The following is a 21814-nucleotide window of genomic DNA, read 5'->3' as shown; positions in this document are numbered from 1 at the left end:
CCCGCCGTCGAACACCCACCCGAGCGGGCGTCCGCACCCAACCCCGCGGAACGTGAACGAGCATCCGCACCAAACCCCGGGGATGTGAGCGAGCATCGGTATCCGGCCTGGGACTTGGAGCAACCCCGAAAGCAACAACGCTCCCCCACCGACAAGGTGAGAGAGCGTTGAGGTGAAACGGTTGTTATGTGAGCGAGCGACCGGACCCAACCCATGGGATGTGAGAGAGGGACCGGGGCAAACGGGAGGGATGTGAGAGAGGGTTGCAGACGCGCAAGGACGTCAGTGGCCTCCGTGGGCGCCCGCGCCTTCGGTCTTCCGCATCATGGCGCTGAGCACCACCGCGATCACAGCGATCACAGTGGCTGCCAGGAACGCTGCGTGCATGCCGGCAACAAGTCCGGACGATGCAGAGACCACGGCGTAAATGGACACCAGCAGTGCGGTGCCGGCTGCGCCCGAAACCTGCTGGGCCGTGCTGATGATCGCCGAACCATGCGAGTAGAGATGCGGCGGCAGCGGGTTCAGTCCGGTGGTGAACGCGGGCGTGAACAGGAGCGCCAGGCCAAAGCTCAAGGCTACGTGGAGGGCAATCACCCAACCGAGCGCACTTCCCTCGTCGAGCCGGGAGAACTGCCACAGCGTCAGGACCATCAGGATGGAGCCGGACAGTGTCAGGGGCAGCGGGCCAACCTTGTCGAAGATCCTGCCGATGACAGGGCCCAGCAGACCCATGGCCAATCCACCAGGCAACAATGCCAGGCCGGTTTCCAATGGCTGCAGGTGCAGGGTGTTCTGCAGGTACAGCGGCAGCAGGATCACTCCGCCGAAGAGGGCCATCATCGCCACCACCATCAAAAGCGTGGACACCGTGAACATGCGGAACTTGAAAGCGCGCAGGTCCAGCAGTGGAGCATCGGACTTCTGGAGCTTGAGCTGCCGGAAGACAAACAGGGCCAGGCACAGGAGTCCGACTACCAGGGCGATCACCGGAACAACGCCTGCGTTGGAGCCACCGATCTGGCTGAGCCCATAGACCAGGCCACCGAACGCAGGGACAGTGAGGATCACGGAGGTCAGGTCAAGTGTGGTCTTCTCCCGCTCACCCACATTGGTCAGGTACTTGGCACCAATCGCGAAAGCGGCCAAGGCAACGGGCAGCACGAATACGAACATGAAACGCCACGAGAAGTGGTCAAGGATGATGCCGGAAACGGTGGGCCCCATGGCCGGTGCCACTGAAATGGCGATGCTCACGTTACCCATGACGGCTCCGCGCCTGGACAGGGGAACCAGGGTAAGGATGGTGGTCATCAGCAACGGCAGCATGATGGCCGTGCCGCCGGCCTGGACGATACGCGCCAGCAGCAGCACCAGGAATCCCGGTGCAAGAGCTGCCAGCAGGGTGCCACCGCTGAAGAGTCCCATGGCCAGCATGAAGGCCCCGCGGGTACTCATGCGCTGCAGGATGAACCCCGTGGTGGGAATGACGACGGCCATGGTGAGCATGAAGCCGGTAGCCAGCCACTGCACCGTGGAGGCACTCACCTGAAGGTCCGTCATCAACCGCTGCAACGCAACGTTCATGATGGTTTCGTTGAGGATCACCACGAAGGTCGCCACCAACAGCGTGACGATGACCGTCACGGACTCGCGGGACATCTTGTCAGAGGCCGGCGCCTGCGGGGCCGCAGGCTGCGGGCCCGGCCCCTGGGATACTGCCGCCTGCGCGGACGTTGTCCCTGCCGAGGCGGGTGCTCCGGAGTCGGGCTTGCCGTTTGCGTCGGACGTGACGTCGGTAGACATGAAGGTTCCCCAAGGTGGTTTGGCTGTGATGTCCGGCGATCAGTGCCGGTGAAGACTAGAACAGTCTAGACGCCAGGCCAATTCCCGTCACCGGAAAAAATCAAACCTTAGGAAAACAATGGCGCGTTGTCGATGAGCCGCACAGGACCCACCTTCGCAGCGATGATCGCCAGTCCTTCGCCCCGGAACGGAGTTTCCTTGCAGTTCTCGGCGAGCGGTTCCAGGGTGGCGGGATCGACGACGTCGAAATAGTCCAGTTCGACCAGCGGCTGGGACTCAACCAGCGCGACGGCGGACTCCAGGTCGAGCGGCTCGTGCGCCTTCGCGCGGGACTCGATAAGACGCAGGGCCCGCGACAATACGAGGGCGGCCTCGTGCTCCTCGGCTGACAGGAAACGGTTCCGGCTTGAAAGGGCCAATCCGTCGTCACTGCGGACGATCGGCACGGGAACAATCTCCACAGGGAAGTTCAGGTCCGAGACCATCCGCTTCACAAGGGCCAACTGCTGCGCGTCCTTCTGGCCAAAGTAAGCCCGGTAGGCCGCCGTCGTGCCGTCCGCTGCAGCACCTCCAGGCAGGCCGTAATGCAGCAGCTTGGCCACCACGGTGAGGGCGCCGTCGAAATGCCCGGGGCGTGACGCGCCTTCCCACTTTTCGCCCAGCGGCCCGGACGTGACGCGAACCAGCGGCTGCCCGCCCGGATAGACCTCGTCCACCGACGGGGCAAAGACGAGGTCCACGCCTTCTGCATCCAGCAGTGCCATATCGGCATCCAGAGTGCGGGGGTACCGGTCCAGATCCACGGCGTCGCCGAACTGCAGCGGGTTCACGAAGATGGTTGCGACCACAACGTCGTTCTCAGCTACCGCCGTCCTGGCCAAGGCAGCATGGCCCTGGTGCAGGGCGCCCATCGTGGGGACGAGGCCTTGGGAACTCCCGCGCTTTTCAGCAAGCAGCCGGGCGCTTTCGGCGCGCAACTCCGCCGCGGTGGTCACGAGTTTGATGGCCATGTGGTTTAGTTTCCTTCCGTCGCTTTGGGTTCGGCATCCAAAGCCGCGTCAATATCCGTCAGTTGTTCGGGGCGCAGGAGGCCGCGGTTTCCGGCCCTGCGCGCTGTTGCCCGCGCCATCGCCTGGTAGGCGGCAAGGACGTCACCGCCCGCGCCGGCGTCGTACTCTTTCAACGCCTGGGCGTGCGCGGTAACAGTACCCACATCTCCGCGGGCCACCGGCCCGGTCAGCGCGGATTCGCCCGACGCAAGGGCGTTTTCAAGCGTCGCCCGCAACAGCGGACCCAGCATCGACTCAGGACTTTCGACGCCGATCTCCCGCAGCAGCTGTGACGCCTGGGCCACCAGGGTGACCATGTGGTTGGAGCTGTGCGCCAGGGCAGCGTGGTACAGGGTGCGGTCGGCTTCGGCGATGGCGACCGGCTCAGCGCCCATCTCCACCACGAGTGCCTGCGCGATCGGAAGCATGGCTGCGTCCGCGGTGACGCCGAAGGTGCAATCCATCAGGCGGGTCAGGTCAAGACTCATGCCGGTGAAGGTCATGGCCGGATGCAGGGCCAGCGGAATCGCACCCGCGGCCCGCACCGGGTTGAGAATGCCGACGCCATACCGGCCCGACGTGTGCGCCACGAGTTGCCCCGGTTGCCAGGCGCCCAACGTGGCCAACCCCGTCACGAGTTCACCGAGTGCGTCATCCGGCACGGCCAACAGCACCAGCTCCGAACGTTCCACGATGTCCTGGATCTCAAGGATCGGGACGCCGGGTAGCAGGTTTTCGGCCCGCTCCCGGCTCTCTTCGGACACGGCGGAAACCCCGACGACGGCGTGCTCGGCCGCGCGCAAAGCCGCGCCCAAGACGGCGCCCACCTTGCCGGCGCCGACGATTCCGACTCCGAGTCGTCCTGGCTTAGCCATCCTGTCGGTCCTCCTGGTTGGTGTGTTGGGGTCGGGCTGCCACCGCAACTTCGGGAGCCTGCGGCGCTACTTGCGCCAGCCACTGCTCACTGGTCTGCCGCTTGCGTGCCTCCCGGGCACGGGCCGCCTGCTGGTCGAAAAGTTCCACTGCCTGGGGCACTCCCGCTTGGAACACCCTTGGCATGACTGGACCGGCCGTGGTGTGCAGGACGAGATCGGCCACGCCGAAACGGCGGGCCAGGGGACCTTGCTGCAAGGCCATGGATTGGGTGCGCTGATGCGGAACCACCACCAGGGTGCGCCACCACCGGCCGGACCGGATCAGCAGCGCCGTACCTGTGGCGAGGAAGCCGTTCCGGCGCCACCCGAGCGGAGCCAGCAGCCAGGCGCGACGCGGCGTAGTGACGAATCCGTCGGTCCCGTAAGCGCTGCCAGAGGCCGGCGCGAGACCCTCCAATCCGGCGACAAACACTTCCTCGGGGTTATCTACGCCAGGATCCGGCAAAACCAAGGACAGCATCCGCAGGGCGTTGGATTTCAAGCCCACAGGGAGCAACATGGTGCGCGCTGCGCCCTCGCCGGTGCCCGCCGCACCGTAACCGGCCACGTTCACGTGCATGCGGTACCAGCCGAAAATCCTCCAGATGGGAGGCTGCCTCACCATCACGGCCTGGATACGGCCGGGAGGCAGCGTCTGCGCCTGCGTATCCAGCAGACCGTAGCGGAGCCGGATGCCGTCCGGGGAGATGGCGGCGGTGAAGTTGTAGCCCTTGTTGAACGCATTCCAATATGAGGCGCCAATGCCCAGAATGGCAGGAATGAGGGCCAGGAAAATCGCGGTGTTATCCAGCAGGACAGACGTGGACACCACAGCTGCGGCTCCGAGGAGGATGCCCACGGTCTGTTCGCTCAGCAACAGCGAACCGAGCAGGCGTCCGGGCGGGACCGATAACACCACATGTTCGGGCGCTTCCGGGACTTCCTGGGGCGAGCCGGGTTCGCTGACCACACCGGCCGCACGGGCCAGGATGGTGGCGCGCAACTGCTTGGCCTGCTCCACCGGAAGGTAAGCCAGCCGCACCGCCGACTCACCGGCGTCGGCCACTTCGAACTTGAGTTCCGCGAGACCGAAAATCCGCGCCAAAAGGGGCTGCACGATGTCGATGGCCTGCACGCGGTCCAGGCGGGCCTGCCGCTGCTGCTTGAACAGGAAGCCGGTGTTCACGCGGACGAAGCCCTCGGCCACCTGGTAACGCGTGAAGTACCAGCTGAGGATGAAGCCACCCACCGTCAGCAGCAGCACAACACCGCCTCCAGCAAGCAGCCAAGGGGCCCTGCCGCTCAACGCCGGGTCAACAAAGTCCCGCCCCTGCAGCAGGCGCTCGAAGGCATCGCGCCCAAAGAAGAAGCCGACGGCGGCCAGTGCCACCCAGCCGCGCACGAAAGGTGAGGCAGGATGGACGCGCTTCCACCCGCCTTCGACGGCCTGGTCCGGCAACACCATCACAGGCTCTCCAGGGCTCACAGCCCGGCCAGCCTGGCTTCTCCGCGGGCCGAAAGCTGCTCACGCAGGCGGGCGCCTTCCTGTGCCGGAAGACCGGGGAGATGGGCGTTTGTTCCTGTCGACGCGGTGTGCAGCTTCAGGGTGCACAGCCCCAGGCTGCGCTCAACAGGCCCGACGGCGACATCGACGTATTGCATCCGGCCGTAAGGAACCACCATGGTGCGCTGGAAAAAGATGCCGCGGCGGATGAGCAGATCATCGTCGCGTTCTGCGTAACCGATGGCCCGTACTTGCCGCGGAATAAGCACCAAGCGCCACAGCGCCAACACCAACATCACCGCGGGCACGGCTATGGCCAGCCAGAGCGGCGGCCAACGCCACCAGCCCAGAAGTACGAACACCAGCGGCAGGCCAAGCACGGCCAGCATCACCAGGTTGCCGATGGCCCACTCCACCAAGCGGACAGTGACGTACTTCGGGGAAACCCGCAGCCACTGGACGCCGGGAGGGTCAATCGCCTCGGTACGCATACTCGCCTTCGCCTTTGGTCTCTCCACGGCGGGTTTCGGGACCGGACGTGCCGCCTTCGATGTCCTCCGGCGGAATCCGGCAAAAACGCTCAACCACCAGGCCGACAACAATCATCACTACGCCGCCTCCGCCCATCAGGAGCGCGTTCCACAAAATGCCTTCACCGCTGCGCAGGGTGCCGATCCGCAGGAGGTCCACAGCAATTCCGGCATGCCAGCCAAGGAGGAGTGTTCCTGCATAAGCACATGCCTGGGCAAGGATCAGCGTCCGGGCGGCAAGGATCGGATTCAGCAGGTTCTTCTTCTTGCCGTTCCGCCAGCGCAGGACCCGCACACCCATGACGAGCGTGAGCCCGGCAATGACACCCATGGTGACCAGGGCCGACGTCGGCAGGACCGGGGTTGGCATGCTGAAGCGGTTGGTGCTCAACGTCGCCAACCAACCGATGACCGCAGCAATGACCGTGATGAGCACCAAAACCACTGGGCGCATGGCTTTCATGGCTACTCCACCGCCCCTGTCGCCGGAATGCCTGCGACGTCACCGTAGCCGTCAAACCTGCGGATATCAGGCATGTCAGCTGCGACGGCGGCCAGTTCGGCCACGCTCCGGCCCTCCAGTTGCGCGTGCGGTTCCAGAAGCGACCACGGGTACAACACGAACGCCCGTTCGGCTGCCCGGGGGTGCGGGATGGTGAGGACGGGGTCGTCGCTCACAACGTCGCCAAACACGATGATGTCCACGTCCAGCGTCCTGGGACCCCAGCGCACTTCGCGCGTCCGGTGGTGCTTTTCTTCCACATCGTTGCAGTGCTTCAGGAGCTCCATCGGGGTGAGCGTGGTTTCCACTGCCATGACCATGTTCAAGAAATCAGGCTGGCCCTCCGGCCCGCCGACGGGCTTGGTCTGAACCACCGGCGAAACCCCCAAAAGGCGGACCTCCGGCGGGTCGACCAGATCCGCGACAGCAGTGGACAGGGTGTCGTTCCGCTCCCCCAGGTTGCTGCCCAATGCCAAAATGGCCTTGGTATAGCCAGACGTCATGACCGCTCCCGGTGGACGCTGACAGTCACATCACCGAACGGCACCTCGATGGGTGCTTTGGGCTTGTGGACGGTGACGTCGACGGCGGCCACGTTGTAATTCTCGAGGATGCCCTCGGCGATCCTCACAGCCAGGCCCTCGATCAGGTTCAAGGGCTCACCCTCGATGTGCTTGGTGATCAGCTCGGCGACGTGGCCATAATGCGCTGTGTACTGCAGATCATCGGTCTCGGCGGCCTTGGTGAAGTCCGTGTGCAGCACGGCATCCACGACGAAGGGCTGGCCGTCCCGGCGCTCGAAATCGAACACTCCGTGATAACCGACGGCGGTGACGCCGGTCAGCGTGATCCTGTCCACAGCTTTATCCAATCAGCGGGCGATACGGGCGGCAACCTTGACGGCGTCAAGGTTGGGACCGACGTCGTGGACGCGGACAGCCCAGGCGCCCTTGGCGGCACTCAACGCCGTGATGGCCGCTGTAGCGGAGTCGCGTTCCAACGGGGCAGCCGACTTGCCGGCCACCGTCAGGAGCGAACCCAGGAAGCGCTTGCGTGAAGCCGCGACCATCACTTTGTGTCCCAAAGTGAAAAGCTGGTCCAGGTTTTTCAGCAGCTCCCAGTTCTGGTCCTCGTTCTTGGAGAACCCGATGCCGGGATCGACGATGATCTGCTCCGGAGCAACACCGGCGGCATACAGTTTGTCGCGGACGCCGCTGAGCTCGGCCACCACGTCCTCGGTCACGTTGCCGTAATCCGTCAGGCTATCCATGGTCCGGGCGTCCCCACGGCGGTGCGTGAGGATATACGGGACCTTGGTCCGCGCCACGAGCTCCGGCATTCCGGGCTCGATGGTCAGGCCCGACACATCGTTGATGATGGCGGCTCCGGCCTCAACGGCTGCCGCGGCAGTGGAGGTGTGCATCGTGTCGATACTGACCAGGGCGCCGGCTTTGACCAGCGCCTGGACCACTGGCAGGACACGGCGCTGTTCTTCTTCCGGATCCACGGGCTCGGCGCCCGACCGCGTCGACTCGCCGCCGACGTCGATGATGTCAGCTCCGGCGTAGAACATCCGCAGGCCCAGCGCGATTGCCGAGTCAGGCGTGTGGTGGTTGCCGCCGTCGCTGAAGGAATCCGGGGTGACGTTGAGGATTCCCATGACGAGCGTGCGGTCCGTTGGCAGGTCCTCGAACCTGGCCGCCGGCCGCGGCTTGCGGAGAACCGGCAGCGGGCTAGTAGCCGGGCCGGTTCCGGGTGCTGCAGCGAGGGAGTCCATAATGCTTACCTTCCGATGATGAGGCTCATGGCCTCGGCGCGGGTGGCCGGGTCATGGAGCTGACCGCGCACCGCGCTGGTGACGGTCTTGGCGCCCGGCTTTCGGATGCCGCGCATGGACATGCACATGTGTTCACATTCGACGACGACAATCGCCCCGCGCGGGTTGAGGTGCTGCACCAGGGCCTCCACGATCTGCGTGGTGAGGCGTTCCTGCACCTGCGGCCGGCGTGCGTAGATGTCTACCAGCCGTGCCAGCTTGCTGAGGCCGGTCACCTTGCCGTCATGTGACGGAATGTAACCGACGTGGGCTACTCCGTGGAACGGCACCAGGTGGTGTTCGCACGTGGAGTAGAAGGGGATGTCCTTCACCAGGACAAGCTCTTCGTGGTCGAGGTCGAACGTGGTGGACAGGACATCAGCCGGGTGCTGGTGGAGCCCGGCGAAGACCTCCGCGTAGGCCTTGGCCACGCGCTTGGGCGTGTCCTGGAGGCCGCCACGGTCAGGGTCTTCGCCAATGGCCAGGAGGATTTCCCGGACAGCCGCTTCGATGCGCGGGCGGTCCACTTTGGAGTGGGCCTTGGAGCCCGCGGCGGAACCGTGGGCGGCGGCGAGGTCGTCGTCGTCGAAATGAGTCACAGCAGAAAGCTTAGCCGTGATGCGGGTGGTCGTTGCCGCCGTCGGGCTGCGGGGCCTGGAAGGATTCCTGGCTGCTGACACCTTGGGCGTGCGGAGCTACGACGTCCAGCGGCTCGTCCAAACGGGCCTTCTTGGCTTCCTCCTGGGCTTCGCGCTCGGCCTTTTCGGCACGGGTTTCCACCGGCGGAATCGACTGCACCGGCCGGGATTCCTTGGACAGCCAGATCTCGCGGAAGTCGCGCTTGCGGATGTCGTGGAAGATCTCGGCGATCTCGGCCTGGTTCAGGGTTTCACGCTCCAGGAGCTCCAGCGCCAGGCGGTCCAGGATGTCCCGGTTTTCCGTGAGGATGGCATAGGCCTCGTCGTGGGCCTGGTCGATCAGGCGACGGACTTCTTCGTCCACGACGTACGCGATCTGGTCCGAGAAGTTCCGCTCCTGGGCAGCGTCACGGCCAAGGAACGGCTCACCGCCGCCTTGTCCCAGCTTCACGGCACCAACGCGTTCGCTCATGCCGTACTGGGTGACCATCTTGCGGGCCGTGGAGGTGGCCTTCTCGATGTCGTTGGACGCACCCGTGGAGGGGTCGTGGAAGACGATTTCCTCGGCAACGCGGCCACCCATGGCGTAGGCCATCTGGTCCAGCAGTTCGTTGCGGGTGACCGAGTACTTGTCGTCCTCGGGGATCACCATGGTGTAGCCGAGGGCGCGGCCGCGGGGAAGGATGGTGATCTTGGTGACCGGGGCGGAGTTCCGCAGTGCTGCTGCCACCAGCGCGTGGCCACCTTCGTGGTACGCGGTGATCTTGCGCTCAAGCTCCTTCATCACGCGGCTGCGCTTCTGGGGGCCGGCCATGACGCGGTCAATGGCCTCGTCCAGCGCACGGTCGTCGATCAGGTTGGCATTCGAACGGGCAGTCAGCAGCGCGGCCTCGTTCAGGACGTTGGCCAGGTCAGCACCGGTGTAGCCGGGAGTCTTCTTGGCAACAGCCCGGAGGTCGATGCCCGGTGCCATCGGCTTGCCCTTGGCGTGGACGTTGAGGATCTGCTCGCGGCCAACCATGTCCGGCGCTTCCACGGTGATCTGGCGGTCGAAGCGGCCCGGCCTCAGCAGTGCGGGGTCGAGGACGTCGGGGCGGTTGGTGGCTGCGATCAGGATGACGTTGGTCTTGACGTCAAAGCCGTCCATCTCCACAAGGAGCTGGTTCAGGGTTTGCTCGCGCTCGTCGTTACCGCCACCGATGCCGGCACCGCGGTGACGGCCGACGGCGTCGATCTCGTCCACGAAGATGATGGCAGGAGAACTTGCCTTGGCTTGTTCGAAGAGGTCGCGGACGCGGGAGGCGCCAACGCCGACGAACATCTCGACGAAGTCCGAACCCGAGATGGAGAAGAAGGGGACGCCGGCCTCGCCGGCTACGGCGCGGGCAAGGAGGGTTTTACCAGTACCTGGAGGGCCGTAGAGCAGCACACCCTTGGGGATCTTCGCGCCAACAGCCTGGAACTTTGAGGGCTCCTGGAGGAACTCCTTGATTTCCTGGAGTTCTTCCACGGCCTCGTCAGCGCCGGCAACATCGGCGAAGGTCACCTGGGGCATGTCCTTGTTGACCAGCTTGGCCTTGGACTTGCCGAACTGCATGACCTTGGAGCCGCCACCCTGCATGCGGGAGAGGAGGAACCAGAAGAGCACACCCAGCAGCAGCACCGGGATGAGGAGCGAGAACAGGCCGGAGAACCAGTTGTTCTCAACGGGCTGGTCTGTGAATCCCTTGTCCGGGTTGGCGTTGGTGACAGCCTTGACGACGTCGGGACCACGGTCCGTGACGTAGAAGAACTGGACGTTCTTGCCCTTGTCCTGTCCGTCCAGGTTGAGGTTGTCCTTAAGCACCAGGTCGACGCGGTTCTCGGCGTCGAAAATCTTGGCCTGCTCCACCTTGCCGCTCTGGGAAAGGAGTTCGAGGCCATCCTTGGTGTCAATGCGTGTGGAACCGCCCGGAGCCAGTGTTGCGAATGCCACCAGGAGCAAGCCAACGACGACAACAATCCAGATGCCCGGGCCCTTGAAGAAACTCTTAGCTTTCATCTGATCGGGGTTTTGCCCCGTCCCTCCTGGTAGTGCTGCAAGGCGCAACTTCTGCGCGCGAGTGGTGCTGCTTCGGTTTCAAGCTATACACCGTTCCCAGTAATTCACGCATTGGAAAGTCCAAAAGTTCCCTCTGGGCGTACACAGGATACTCGCGGCGGGCTCGCGGGGACAGGGTTGTTGGCCGGGTTTACGGGGCGTGGCTGTTGGTCCGCCTTCCAGGAGCGCGCACCCCTTCGCGCCAAACGCACCCGTAACCAGTGGAGCAAACCGCGGCAAGGGGCGCGGAGGTAGTGAACGAAGGGCGCGATTGGCGGAAAAGGCCGCGGTGGTGGTTTTCCACATAGACCAAGCTGTAGCTTTCGGCCCGGGGTAACAGGGGGAAGCGTAGGTCACATGGTCCTGCAAGAACTCATACTCGCCACGGATGCGACTCGTATCGGACAAGACCCACGCCAACTCGCCAAGCGCGCCAAACGCGGCGAGCTTGTCCGGGTCCGACGAGGCACCTATGTCCGGGCTGCCTACTGGGCGGGGCTCAATAACCGTCAGCGGCACGGGCTCCACGCAGCGGCGCTGGTCAACACGGCAAGGTTAACGCCCGTTTTCAACCTGCAGACGGCGGCACTCCTCTGGGGGCTCGGGGTAGTTGGTGTTCCAAAGCACCTGTGCACCGTCACTGAGGATCCCACAGGTGGTCGATCAAAACACGGGATCCGGAGAAGTTTCGGTTCCCGTGACGTCGCTGTTGCCAAGCTCGGCGACTTCCAGGTCACTGACAAAGTGCGTACTACTGCGGAGCTGGCTGCCACCCTGAATTTTGCCGAGGCATTGGCGGTTGTGGACTCCAGCCGACGGGAACCAGGGCGGGGCAAAGGTCCCGACGTCGACGATTGGGACAAGGAAAGGGCCTGGGGTCAGCCGTCGAACGTTGACGAACTTGCTGACGGTATGGCCGTGCTCACGAGTCAGTCGAGACGACGCCGGGCCAGCACGATCCTCGAAATGTCCACAGACAAGTCGGAATCGGTAGGGGAATCCATGAGCCGTGCCCGGATGATCTTGCTCAACTTCCCCGTCCCCACTCTTCAAGGCTCTTTTACGTTGCGGAACGGACGAACAGCAAGAACAGACTTCTGGTGGCCGGAACTCGACCTCGTGGGGGAATTTGATGGCAACGGCAAGTACTTGAGGAATCGACTGCTGGGAAACCAGACCATCCAGCAGGCAGTCATGGCGGAAAAGGCCCGCGAAAATGGTCTGCGGGCTCTGGGCTTGACCGTCATCCGGTGGGGCTGGGACGAGATGATGGATCCCCGCGTCTTTGCGCGCATATTGAACGACGGCGGCCTCACGTCCTTGCGTCGCGCCTGACCGGATTTTCGGGACTGCGGCGCACCGCAGCTCAACGCCTGTCAGACAAGGTTGCGGTTGGGTCGGGCCGGACTTCGGTTATCTCAGGCCGAAGCAACAGGGAGTACCAACAAGTAGCCGGCCGGCAAGCCGCTGCTCCAGCGCCGGGGCTCCCGAACCACGAACTGGGTGGCCAGCTGAGCCGGGGTGAGCAGGCTGTTCGGCTCCGGGGACGGTCCCCATTGCCCACTGCCGTAGGGGTAGAGCGGATCCATGACCCGTATGCCCGTGACCTGGAACTCCGGAAACAGGGCGGGATCACCCACGGACTCAAATCCGCTCATGACCCAGGCGTGCCGGCCACTCCACATTACGAGGCCCACCGGTCGTCCGGTAGTGGCCATGGCACGTGCCGCTGTTTGCAGCGCGGCCTCATAGTTGGCAACGCTCACCACGGAGTACGGTCCCATCCCGGACTCGGTCAGCACCTGGGCCCAACCGAAAGGATTCGCTCCGTTGAAGGAGTCCGAGGACCGCGCCCGTGCCATCTCCCACAGCTGGCCCTGCTGCGCAGGATCAGCCCATGAAGCCCCACCCGTGTCGTCAATGAGGTTGTGGGCCATCTGAATGCTCGCAGCAACGCACCAATCAAAGGTGTACTGAGGTACGAAGTCGCCCGTTTGGTACAGGTTCAGGGCAAATGGCTGTGGCGGGGCGGGGGGTGCCGGCACAGGCGGGGGCACAGGTTGTGGCTGCGCAGAAGTTTGTGTGGCACCCGTGGCCGGGATCGTGGCAACCCCGCCTGCAGTTGGCCCGTAGGACGATGTCGCCACTGGTTGACCGACGTCGGTTCCGGGAAGGTCGACGGCGGGTGTGCAGGCCGTGAGCAGAGTCGCCATGACGGCAAGCCATGTCAGAACACGGGCAGAAGCACCGGTCATGGCTTAGTTTAGCCCCGGCGAAGGGCGAGATGGCAGGTTCAACAAGATCCTCGTTGCAACCACACACGCTCGGCGCACCCCTTAGGCACCAGCGTCGCACCCTTACCCGCCAAACGCACCAGAGGTTACGGGTGCAAACGGCGGAAACGGGCGCGGCGAAGTGAAAGAGCGAAAGGCTTACTCGTAAACGTGCGGAGCCAGGGTGCCTACGAAGTCGAGGTTGCGGTACTTCTCGGCGTAGTCCAGGCCGTAGCCAACTACGAATTCGTTGGGGATGTCATAGCCGACGTACTTGACGTCGATTTCGACCTTGGCGGCAGTCGGCTTGCGGAAGGCCGTGCAGATCTCCACGCTGGCAGTTCCGCGGGATTCCAGGTTGGACTTCAGCCAGGAGAGGGTGAGGCCGGAATCGATGATGTCCTCGACGATCAGGACGTCCTTGCCCATGAGGTCGGTGTCGAGGTCCTTGAGGATCCGGACAACACCGGAGGACTGGGTGCCCGAGCCGTAGGACGAAACAGCCATCCAGTCCATGCTGACGTGGCTGTGCAGCGCACGGGCCAGGTCAGCCATGACCATGACCGCACCCTTCAGCACGCCGACAATGAGGATGTCGCGGCCCTCGTAGTCCTTGTCGATCCGCGCCGCGAGTTCCGCGATACGCGTTTGGATCTGCTCTTTGGTGTAAAGAACGTGCTTGAGATCTGCCTGGACGTCGTTTGAATCCACCAATGGCTCCTGTTTTGATGCTCGGGTGCGGCTACTGCTGGGACGGTTTCTGATGCCGGAATACTAGCTTCCCACAGCGTGCGGCTTCGCGGGGAACGGCATTGGCCGAATCGCCTGACGCTCTCGGCCGCTCCTGCGCCAGATCGCTGAGGGACAGGCGGGAAACACTGACGTGTCCGGGCAGCTGCACGGGTCCCGCCGAGCCTTGCCGGCGAAGCAGCGCTTCCGCCGCCTGGAGCCGCCCGTAACCGGGCTGTTGACCGCCGACGTCGGCCGCGGCCTTCGCGATGACCCGGAACCTCAGCGCTGCGGGCAGCCCGCGGACGGCGTCCTCCGGCAACCAGGCAACGCCTTCCTCCCGCTGGACCAGTGAGAGATACGTCTCGTTGGCCAGATCTTCGAGAAAATCCGCGTCCTGTTGAAGAATGGCCGCTGTCCTGGCCAAGGATTCAGCCACCCCGGGCCCAAGTTTTTCTTCGAGGACAGGCATGACTTCCACTCGTGTCCTGGAACGGGCAAAGGCGGGATCGGAGTTGCTCGGATCATGCCAGGGTTCCAATTCCTCCGCCTCGCAGATCTCCACGGTCTCTTGCCGGCGGAGGCCCAGGAACGGCCGGAGCAGGCGTCCGCGGACGGGCCGCATGCCAGCAAGGGAACGCGTTCCCGAGCCGCGGGCCAACCCAAGCAGCACCTGTTCGGCCTGGTCATCGAGGGTATGGCCGAGGAGGATCGCTTGGCATCCAAGATCGTCGGCCGCCGACTCCAGCGCAGCGTGGCGGGCGTCGCGGGCAGCAGCTTCCGGCCCGAATCCCGTGGAAGCGACGTCAACCGTGCGCACTTCCACCGGCGAAAGTCCCAGATCGCGCAACACGGAGACGGTCTTGGCCGCGACTTCCGCTGAGCCGGCCTGCAGCTGATGATCCACGACGACGCCGGCCACCGTCACCGGATGCCCGTCCACGTGGCCCCGCCGGCCGAAGTAGGCGGCAACTGCTGCGAGCGCCAGTGAATCCGGCCCTCCGCTGCACGCCACGAGCACCCTGGAGGGGTAACCCGCAGCGGCCAGGGCGTTCTGCAACTGTTTCCGCGCCTTGCCGACGACGGGCGCCAAACGGCCAGGCCGTCGTCGTCCCTTGCCTGCCGGATCAACACCGGAACTGGCGTGAAGGCTCAAAGGCCCATCCGCTCAAGCCACAGCCGGGAGTTGTGGATTTCCTCTTCGGTGGGCAGGTACTCGGCGGATTCCCAGACCTTGTTGAAACCCTCCATGCCCGCAACGGCTACAACTTCGCGGACGAATTTGGCGCCATCGGTGTACTGGCGCATCTTGGCGTCCAGTCCTAGAACGCTGCGGATGAACTTCTCCACCACGCCGCGGTCCTTGCCGCGGTCGTTGAAGCGCTGGCGGATGGTCTTGACGGAGGGAACGATGCTGGAATCCACAGCATCCATCACCACATTCGCGTGGCCCTCCAGGAGGCTCATGACCGCGGTGATGTGCGAGAGGGTGGCCTTTTCCTCGGGATTCTGCAGGAGGTCCAGGATGGCGCCGCGGCCCGGGGTTTTCTCCGAAGGATTCCGGTCCCGCAAGGACTTGGCCACCGCGCCGGCCCGCTCAACCAGCGAATCCATGTTGCCCAGCAGATTGCCGCTGAGCTTTTCGATTTCCTCGAGCATGTGGTGCCGCAGCCACGGTGCTGCCGCGAACTGCACACGGTGGGTTTGCTCGTGCAGGCAGACCCAGAGGCGGAAGTCGTCCGGGTGGACGTTGAGTTCGCGTTCCACCGAGATGATGTTGGGTGCCACCAGGAGGAGACGCCCGCCCGGGGGAACGTTGGAGTTGGGAGCCAGGGCAGCGAAGGGATCGTACTGGCCCAAGACCTTGCTCGACAGGAAGGCAAGGACGGCGCCCAGTTGGGTGCCCGTGATGGCCCCGCTTGCCGCAGCTGCGGCCGGGCTCATGGCACTCCCGCCGCGGCTTTCGAGCATCTTCGCCAACGCCGGCTGGAGCATTACCGAAAAGCTTTGGGTGTTGGCCTTGGACCACGACGCGCGATCCACCACCAGGACGTGGGAATCACGCAGATCCTTCGCTGCGTCCAGTCCGGTGATGTCGTGCACGTGCGGAACCGAGACGTCGGCGTTGAAGCGCAGGTTCTCTACCGCCCTGCCAATGTCTCCGGCACTCAGTTCAGGGCCGGGAGGAGCAAGCCGGGCAGCCGTAGCGGCGGCCAGATCCCAATTGATCAGGGACTGGGCCCCTGCTGACGATTCGCGTGCAGATGACACCATACGGTCCATCACACCACACGTGGCTGACAGTGAACCTTAAGTTCGCTCCACGCGGAGCACTCCGTGGTGCACTCCTTGGTGCACTCCGGTAAGACTCAGCCTCGACAGCCGCAGGATGCCAGTCCGGACGCGGAACGGTCCATGGCTGCCTTGTTGCCGGCCGCGCCGGGATCCAGGCCGTTGCCGATGAACGAAAACACCAACAGCCGGCCGTCCGCGTCCACCACATAACCGCTCAAGGCAATCACGGTGTTGAGCGTTCCGGTCTTGGCGCGCACCAGCCCGGCGCCTCCGGCGGTGCTGGCATCTCCGTACCTGTCGTTGAGGGTGCCGGTAAGCCCCGCAACGGGAAAGCCGTCCAAAGCAGCCCGCAGGGCAGGATCGGAACCGCTGGTGATGGCCCGGACGACGTCGGCGAACTGCCGGGCGCTGACCTGGTTCTCCAGCGCCAAACCGGAAACGTCGGCCAATAGCATCGAATCGGTGGCGATTCCCAACTCCCCCAGCCTTTGCCGCACGGCTGAGGTGGCGCCGTCGTACGTGGTTTCCTTGCCGCTGGCAGCAGCGGCCATCCGCCCCAGCGCCTCCGCCAGGAAGTTGTCGGAGGTCTGCAGCATGAGGTCCACTTGCTCACTGACCGTGGCCGACTCCGCGGTGGCAAACACTTTGGCGGGGAGGCCCTTGCCGCGCTCGACGCCGGGACTCACCACGACGCCGGCAGCCGCCAACTGCTCGGCGAACGCCTGCGCGGTGGTGATGGCTGAGTCCTGCGGCCGAGGTCCTGTCTCAACGCCGGGTGAGTAGCGGCCCGAGTTCATGGCCAGCGAATACAAGGGAGCCGTCTCGCCGGCTGCAACGTCGTCGAGGCTCCAGGCCGGGTTCAGCGCCGGGCCGGTGAAAAGGGAGTCGTCCACCTGGACCGTGATGGGACCTTGCACTCCGTCGGAGACCAAGGCTGCTGCGGTTTCTTTTGCCAGGGAAGCGAGGCCCGCGTGTCCAAGAACGGCCGCGTGGTCAGAGGCGGAAGCCCCCAACAGCACGTCACCGCCGCCAGTCAGGACCACGGTGGAGGGTTTGTCGGAGCCGAGCACCCTGGTGGTGAAACGCGATTCGGGACCCAGCGCCTTCAACGCGGCAACGGCCGTCAGCAGTTTCATGTTCGACGCCGGAATGCGGTTGGAATTGGCGTCGCGGTCAAACAGGAGTTGCCCGGTGACCGCATCCAGGACCACGCCACTGATACTGCCGGAACCATCCGGTTTGAGGGTGTCATCAAGTAGCCGCGCCACTTCAGCCGGTACGGGGACGGCCGCCTTGGGATCCAGGGGCAGGAGAACACTGGAAGCGGACAATTGCGCAGGTTCCTGCTGCCAGGAAGGGATCGATGGTGCCGGCTTGGGCATGCTGAACAGTCCGGGCACCATTCCGGAGGCAACGACGGCGGCCACGCACAGCAAAACCACCGACAACAGGAACGGCCACGCCAGGCGCCCCCACGCCGTGGACACCCTCTTGCGGGCACCCCCGTTTTTAACGCCCATCATGGAAGTTGATTGGTCCTGTCAGTCCTGAAATGTCCCCGCCGGTTCAAGAAACCCGGGTCTCTCGCTATATCCTCAATAGTAGTCGGCGGCACCGGCTGTACTTTTGCCTGCCGCCAGCCCCGGGCCAAGCAGCCTGCCACCCGTGGCGGCCGCTTCTGCGGAGCGACGCCCCACCCACCCGTCAAGGAGCATTCCATGAAGCACGACGTGACCATCGAGATCCCCAAGGGATCGCGCGTCAAGTACGAAGTTGACCACGAAACCGGCCGTGTCCGCCTGGACCGCGTCCTGTTCACCTCCATGCAGTACCCCACGCACTACGGCTTCTTCGAGAACACGCTGGGTGAAGATGGCGACCCGCTGGACGCGCTGGTGCTCCTGCAGGACTTCGACCTCCACCCGGGTGTCATCGTTGAGTCCCGCCCCATCGGTGTCTTCAACATGACCGACGACGGCGGCGGAGACGCCAAGGTCCTCTGCGTTCCGGTTGACGCCCGCTTCGACCACATCCAGGAAGTCAGCGATGTCAGCGAATTCCTGATCAAGGAAATCGAGCACTTCTTCACCCGCTACAAGGACCTCGAGCCCGGCAAATGGGTCAAGGCTGAAGGCTGGGGCGACCGCGCTGCCGCCGAAGCCGAGCTGGAAGCTTCCATCAAGCGCTTCTCGGCAGAAGGCCACTGATCTCCGCAGCTGAGTGACGACGGCGGGTGGTGCGGTTCCCAGCGAACCCCACCACCCGCCGTCGTGCTTTTAATGGGCATGTCTCCCCATCGCGGCAGCACCGCTGTCCGCCTAGGCTGGGACGAGACTTTTCATTGCTTGTACACAGGGGGTTCCACATGGCTGGGTTCTACGGCGCCGATATCGCGCAGCTTCGCAGTCTGGCCGGCGTGATGGGCAAAGCCGCCGAGGCCATCAGCCTGCAAAGTACGCAGCTGTCCAACGCGATCAATTCGACGGCAGCCTGGCAGGGCCGGGATGCCACCGTTTTCAAGGGCGACTGGAACAGCCAGCACCGGCAGAGCCTGGTCAAGGCCGCCAACATGCTGCGGGAGAACGCCAGTCAGCTGAAGAAGCACGCAAACCAACAGGAGTTTGCCAGCCACAACGACGGATCGGGCTCGTCGGTCGGTGTGCTGAAGGACGTTTATGACACTGCCATGGGCGCGAAGGGTGTGGGTGCGCCCCTGTGGACGGCGTTCAAGTACCTGCTGCCAGTCAAGCCGGATGCAGCCGGGGATGTCATTCCCCGGCATCTGCGGTACGGCCAGACCAAGGAAATCCTGAGCAACTGGCGCGCCGGCGGCACGGTTCTTCGGGATGGCATTACGGCGTTGCGCAACGGCGAGAAGGTCACTGACGTCATCACCGACCTCAAAGCCAACATCCCCTACAGCACCGCCTTCCAGGAGGCGAGCAAGTTCTCCAAGGGCCTCCGCATCGCAGGCGCCGTGGCCGCCCCATTGAACATCGTGAGTGGAATCGGCGACATGATCAGCCCCGAGCACGACGGCTGGCGGGGTGCCGGCGACCGCGTGGCCGGCGGGCTTTCCGTGGTGGGCGGCGTCGGCAGCATCATGCTCATGACCGCCGGCGGCGCGGCCCTCCTGGGACCGATCGGCGCGCCGATCGTCATTGGTGCCGGGCTCGTGGCCGGCGCCTGGGCCTTGGGCAACCTGGTGGCCGACAACTGGGATTCCATCACCAACTTCGCGCGCAACCCCGGCAGTTACATTGCCGACGGCGCGAAGGAAGTGGGCAATTTCGCCAAGGATGTAGGCAGTAAGGTGGCAGACGGAGTCAGTAACGCCGCCAAGTCGGTCGGAAACTTTGTCGGAGGGATATTCGGATGACAACGAGCACCATGAAATGGACCCAACGGGATGTTGAGGCCGCGGCCAAGGTGTTGGCGTCGGCCAGTGCCATCGGAGCCCCCTTGCCCACCCTGACCGACGAAGAAGTTGTGGCATTGGACGGCGTTCAGCACGAACAACTCGTGGCATTGCCTTGGCTTTCAACCCAGGACACCAACAAAGAAGTCCTCTGCGCTGTTGCCCTGCGGGGACTGCTCGCGAAGGAACTCGTGTACCCGGTGGTCTTTGAAGGCGAAAAGGAACCCTCTCGCCTGCACGCCACCGACGAAATCACCGGCGCCCTGACGCTTCGCCGCAGCGGCAAGAATGTGGTCTCCGTGGAACGCACTGTCTCCACCGGCAGGCGCTGGCTGTACGGCTACGTCCATGACGAAGGCGTCCTGCTGGAGGAAGTCGATGAAGGTGGCCTTCACGGTTTCACCGTTGTCACCCGGGACCAGTTGGTACCCCGGCTTGCCGAATTCGTGGACCCTGAGCAGGCGGCCGCCCGCGATACGGACCCGGCTGTGTACAGCGAAGCCGAGTTCGAAGCCCATGCAGCCACTGCCCTGGCAGACACCCAAGCGGCCAGCAATGTCGTGGCTTTCAATTCCGACACCAACGAGTTCCCCACCGTGACCGTCTACACCGGGCCCTCGGGAGTCCACGTCCTGACGCCGCGCGTGGAAGGTGCACCCGGTTCCGGCCTGCCGGAGGAGGGTGAAGCTGTTTCGTTCGAGTTGAAGGAAACCTCGGCTCCTTCCCTGGCCCGCATCCTGGGTGGCTTGGCCGGACTGGCCTGAGCCTCCGCACCCCAGCCGCATCCCGCCGTCGAACCGAAAGCCCAACATGAGCACCTCGAAGCCCACGACCCTGACCGGCATGGTGGACCCCCTCAACGGCCGCCCGGTACGCCGCCACCCTGATACCGGCGCGTATTTCGTCAAGGCTTCGGGAGCGGCCCACTTCTGGGGCCGGGTGCTGGATGCGGTCGTCTTCCTGGTGGGCTACGTCATCCTGGCCGTGATCGCTGCAGTGCTGCGCGAGTCCATGTTGAACAGCGGCTCGGTGCTGGGCTACAACGACGGTTTTTGGCTGGCCCTCTACGGTGTCCTGTGGTTTGTTGGCCTCTACATTTACGGCATGATCTGGGGCACGTCCGGCAGTGTTGGCGACGCTGCCGCGGGCATGCGCTCGGTACGGATCAAGAACGGCACGACGGCGGGAGCCTGGTTGGGCGGCTGGCGCGCCATCTGCTGGTCCTTCTTCCCGTTCTTCGTGGTCATGGTCATCGCCGCGGCCCTCAGCGGCGGCGGAGATGACACCTGGGACCCGAAGTTTGCGGCCATCGACCGCCGATCAGGCATTGCAAAGGGCCAGCAGCCCCTTCCGGATCCCAAGGCTGTTGCGGCGGAGCAAGCCGCTGCGGCCCAACAGCAGAACCTGCCCAACCTCTACGGCCAACACCCGGATGCGCGGCCGTAACTGGCCGCCGTTCTGTGCGGAACCGGCACGGCGGAACCTCCTGTTACGCATCAAGTAACAGGTGAAAATTCCACTTGCAGAGCAGCTACCAGCCGGTAGCATGTGATCCACGATGTTCACTCTCACCATCAACCAACGCGACAGCCGTCGCGACGGAGATCGCGTGCCGCAGTTGCTCAAGGACCTGCGGCACATTCCCGCGCGCCTGGATTTCGACCGGTCGGTTGAAGACGAGGTGCAGGGCATTGTCGAATCCAGCCATCAAGCCGTGGAGAGCGCCCTCATCGCGCTCCGGTCCGGCCAGTGGTATGTCGGGATCGGCGTCGGACCTATTAACGAGCCGCTGCCCAACCTGGTGAAGGACGCTTCGGGCCATGGGTTGGTGTATGCCCGGCGGGCAGTGGACAGGCTGCGGAGCAGCAACGACCGGATCCCCGTTGCAGTGGATGGCCCCTTGGCGGCACTGGCCTCCGAGGCTGAAGCAGTGCTGCGCCTTCTCGGACACATAGTCCAGCACCGCAGTGCTGCGGAGTGGCGGGTGCTCGACCTGCTCACGCCGGGGGTACGCGGCCAACAAAAGGCCGTGGCCCAGGAATTGGGAATCAGCACGCAAGCGGTGAGCAAAGCGTTGGCCCGTGCGCAGTGGGCCGAGGAGCACGCCGCGCGCCCGGCCGCTGCCCGCCTGCTCCAAATGATCCTCGAGGTCCGCTGACTTCCCCCCCAAAAGAACACAGCAAACCCAACTGTGAGTCTTGATCGTGGCTGGTCTGGGACTGGCTGGCAGGATGGGTGCAGGCCGTTCCGCCCGATGGAT

Annotated in this window: 22 protein-coding genes; 6 read left to right on the top strand and 16 right to left on the bottom strand. The window is 64.4% G+C overall.

All coding sequences use genetic code 11. The features are described 5' to 3' along the window. Positions 1-282 precede the first annotated feature (282 nt). The 11 genes from FDP28_RS20290 to ftsH form a co-directional block, all read right to left on the bottom strand. The gene (locus FDP28_RS20290) at positions 283-1806 is read right to left on the bottom strand and encodes a DHA2 family efflux MFS transporter permease subunit (protein WP_144663410.1); all 1524 of its coding nucleotides are present in this window, start codon (positions 1804-1806) and stop codon (positions 283-285) included. 107 nt (positions 1807-1913) lie between these two features. Then, positions 1914-2816 (bottom strand): pantoate--beta-alanine ligase, encoded by a 903-nt coding sequence (panC, locus tag FDP28_RS20285; RefSeq protein ID WP_144663409.1) that lies wholly within the window; start codon positions 2814-2816, stop codon positions 1914-1916. Positions 2817-2821: 5 nt separating this feature from the next. Further along, a complete protein-coding gene (locus tag FDP28_RS20280; RefSeq protein ID WP_144663408.1) occupies positions 2822-3730 on the bottom strand; it encodes a Rossmann-like and DUF2520 domain-containing protein in 909 nt (302 codons plus the stop codon). After that, complete coding sequence (locus tag FDP28_RS20275; RefSeq protein WP_144663413.1) at positions 3723-5234, bottom strand: PH domain-containing protein; 1512 nt, start codon at positions 5232-5234, stop codon at positions 3723-3725. Before FDP28_RS20275 ends, FDP28_RS20280 begins: the two co-directional genes overlap by 8 nt. A gap of 17 nt (positions 5235-5251) precedes the next feature. Further along, positions 5252-5764, bottom strand: a complete 513-nt coding sequence (locus tag FDP28_RS20270; RefSeq protein WP_144663407.1) for a PH domain-containing protein — start codon at positions 5762-5764, stop codon at positions 5252-5254. Further along, the gene (locus tag FDP28_RS20265) at positions 5745-6266 is read right to left on the bottom strand and encodes a DUF3180 domain-containing protein (RefSeq protein WP_144663406.1); all 522 of its coding nucleotides are present in this window, start codon (positions 6264-6266) and stop codon (positions 5745-5747) included. The genes FDP28_RS20270 and FDP28_RS20265 overlap by 20 nt, the downstream gene beginning before the upstream one ends. A gap of 2 nt (positions 6267-6268) precedes the next feature. Then, on the bottom strand, positions 6269-6808 hold the full coding sequence (gene folK, locus FDP28_RS20260; RefSeq protein ID WP_144663405.1) for a 2-amino-4-hydroxy-6-hydroxymethyldihydropteridine diphosphokinase: 540 nt from the start codon (positions 6806-6808) through the stop codon (positions 6269-6271). Next, positions 6805-7164, bottom strand: coding sequence for a dihydroneopterin aldolase (gene folB, locus FDP28_RS20255; protein WP_144663404.1), 360 nt, complete (start codon positions 7162-7164; stop codon positions 6805-6807). Before folB ends, folK begins: the two co-directional genes overlap by 4 nt. Positions 7165-7176: 12 nt before the next feature. Then, positions 7177-8082 (bottom strand): dihydropteroate synthase, encoded by a 906-nt coding sequence (folP, locus tag FDP28_RS20250; RefSeq protein WP_144663403.1) that lies wholly within the window; start codon positions 8080-8082, stop codon positions 7177-7179. 5 nt (positions 8083-8087) lie between these two features. After that, complete coding sequence (gene folE / locus FDP28_RS20245; protein ID WP_144663402.1) at positions 8088-8720, bottom strand: GTP cyclohydrolase I FolE; 633 nt, start codon at positions 8718-8720, stop codon at positions 8088-8090. Between the two features lie 10 nt (positions 8721-8730). Further along, complete coding sequence (gene ftsH / locus FDP28_RS20240; protein ID WP_144663401.1) at positions 8731-10800, bottom strand: ATP-dependent zinc metalloprotease FtsH; 2070 nt, start codon at positions 10798-10800, stop codon at positions 8731-8733. Positions 10801-11196: 396 nt separating this feature from the next. On the opposite strand from ftsH, the gene FDP28_RS20235 reads away from it, so the two are divergent. Beyond that, positions 11197-12174: a type IV toxin-antitoxin system AbiEi family antitoxin domain-containing protein gene (locus FDP28_RS20235; protein ID WP_144663400.1), complete on the top strand. Its 978-nt coding sequence runs from the start codon at positions 11197-11199 to the stop codon at positions 12172-12174. An 83-nt stretch (positions 12175-12257) separates the two neighbouring features. Here FDP28_RS20235 and FDP28_RS20230 read toward each other — a convergent pair whose 3' ends face one another. From FDP28_RS20230 to dacB, 5 genes are all read right to left on the bottom strand, one after another. Further along, positions 12258-13094, bottom strand: a complete 837-nt coding sequence (locus FDP28_RS20230; protein WP_144663399.1) for a hypothetical protein — start codon at positions 13092-13094, stop codon at positions 12258-12260. Between the two features lie 177 nt (positions 13095-13271). Further along, on the bottom strand, positions 13272-13823 hold the full coding sequence (hpt, locus tag FDP28_RS20225) for a hypoxanthine phosphoribosyltransferase (RefSeq protein ID WP_144663398.1): 552 nt from the start codon (positions 13821-13823) through the stop codon (positions 13272-13274). A 31-nt stretch (positions 13824-13854) separates the two neighbouring features. Then, positions 13855-14901, bottom strand: a complete 1047-nt coding sequence (gene tilS / locus FDP28_RS20220; RefSeq protein ID WP_144663412.1) for a tRNA lysidine(34) synthetase TilS — start codon at positions 14899-14901, stop codon at positions 13855-13857. A 92-nt stretch (positions 14902-14993) separates the two neighbouring features. Next, the gene (locus FDP28_RS20215; protein ID WP_144663397.1) at positions 14994-16115 is read right to left on the bottom strand and encodes a zinc-dependent metalloprotease; all 1122 of its coding nucleotides are present in this window, start codon (positions 16113-16115) and stop codon (positions 14994-14996) included. A 95-nt stretch (positions 16116-16210) separates the two neighbouring features. Next, positions 16211-17656: a D-alanyl-D-alanine carboxypeptidase/D-alanyl-D-alanine endopeptidase gene (dacB, locus tag FDP28_RS20210; RefSeq protein WP_144663411.1), complete on the bottom strand. Its 1446-nt coding sequence runs from the start codon at positions 17654-17656 to the stop codon at positions 16211-16213. 198 nt (positions 17657-17854) lie between these two features. Between dacB and FDP28_RS20205 the strand changes: the two genes are divergently transcribed. From FDP28_RS20205 to FDP28_RS20185, 5 genes are all read left to right on the top strand, one after another. Beyond that, the gene (locus FDP28_RS20205) at positions 17855-18343 is read left to right on the top strand and encodes an inorganic diphosphatase (protein WP_144663396.1); all 489 of its coding nucleotides are present in this window, start codon (positions 17855-17857) and stop codon (positions 18341-18343) included. A 158-nt stretch (positions 18344-18501) separates the two neighbouring features. Then, positions 18502-19515 (top strand): hypothetical protein, encoded by a 1014-nt coding sequence (locus FDP28_RS20200; protein WP_144663395.1) that lies wholly within the window; start codon positions 18502-18504, stop codon positions 19513-19515. Beyond that, positions 19512-20318: a hypothetical protein gene (locus FDP28_RS20195; RefSeq protein WP_144663394.1), complete on the top strand. Its 807-nt coding sequence runs from the start codon at positions 19512-19514 to the stop codon at positions 20316-20318. Before FDP28_RS20200 ends, FDP28_RS20195 begins: the two co-directional genes overlap by 4 nt. A gap of 46 nt (positions 20319-20364) precedes the next feature. After that, positions 20365-21000 (top strand): RDD family protein, encoded by a 636-nt coding sequence (locus FDP28_RS20190; RefSeq protein WP_144663393.1) that lies wholly within the window; start codon positions 20365-20367, stop codon positions 20998-21000. 112 nt (positions 21001-21112) lie between these two features. Next, a complete protein-coding gene (locus FDP28_RS20185; protein WP_144663392.1) occupies positions 21113-21712 on the top strand; it encodes a hypothetical protein in 600 nt (199 codons plus the stop codon). The last annotated feature ends 102 nt before the right edge of the window (positions 21713-21814 follow it).

Origin of the sequence: Paenarthrobacter nicotinovorans (assembly GCF_007670255.1) — a bacterium.
In the GTDB taxonomy this organism is placed as follows: domain Bacteria; phylum Actinomycetota; class Actinomycetes; order Actinomycetales; family Micrococcaceae; genus Arthrobacter; species Arthrobacter nicotinovorans_B.
The sequence above is the reverse complement of the archived record's forward strand: the minus strand, read 5'-3'. Positions and strand labels throughout refer to the sequence as shown.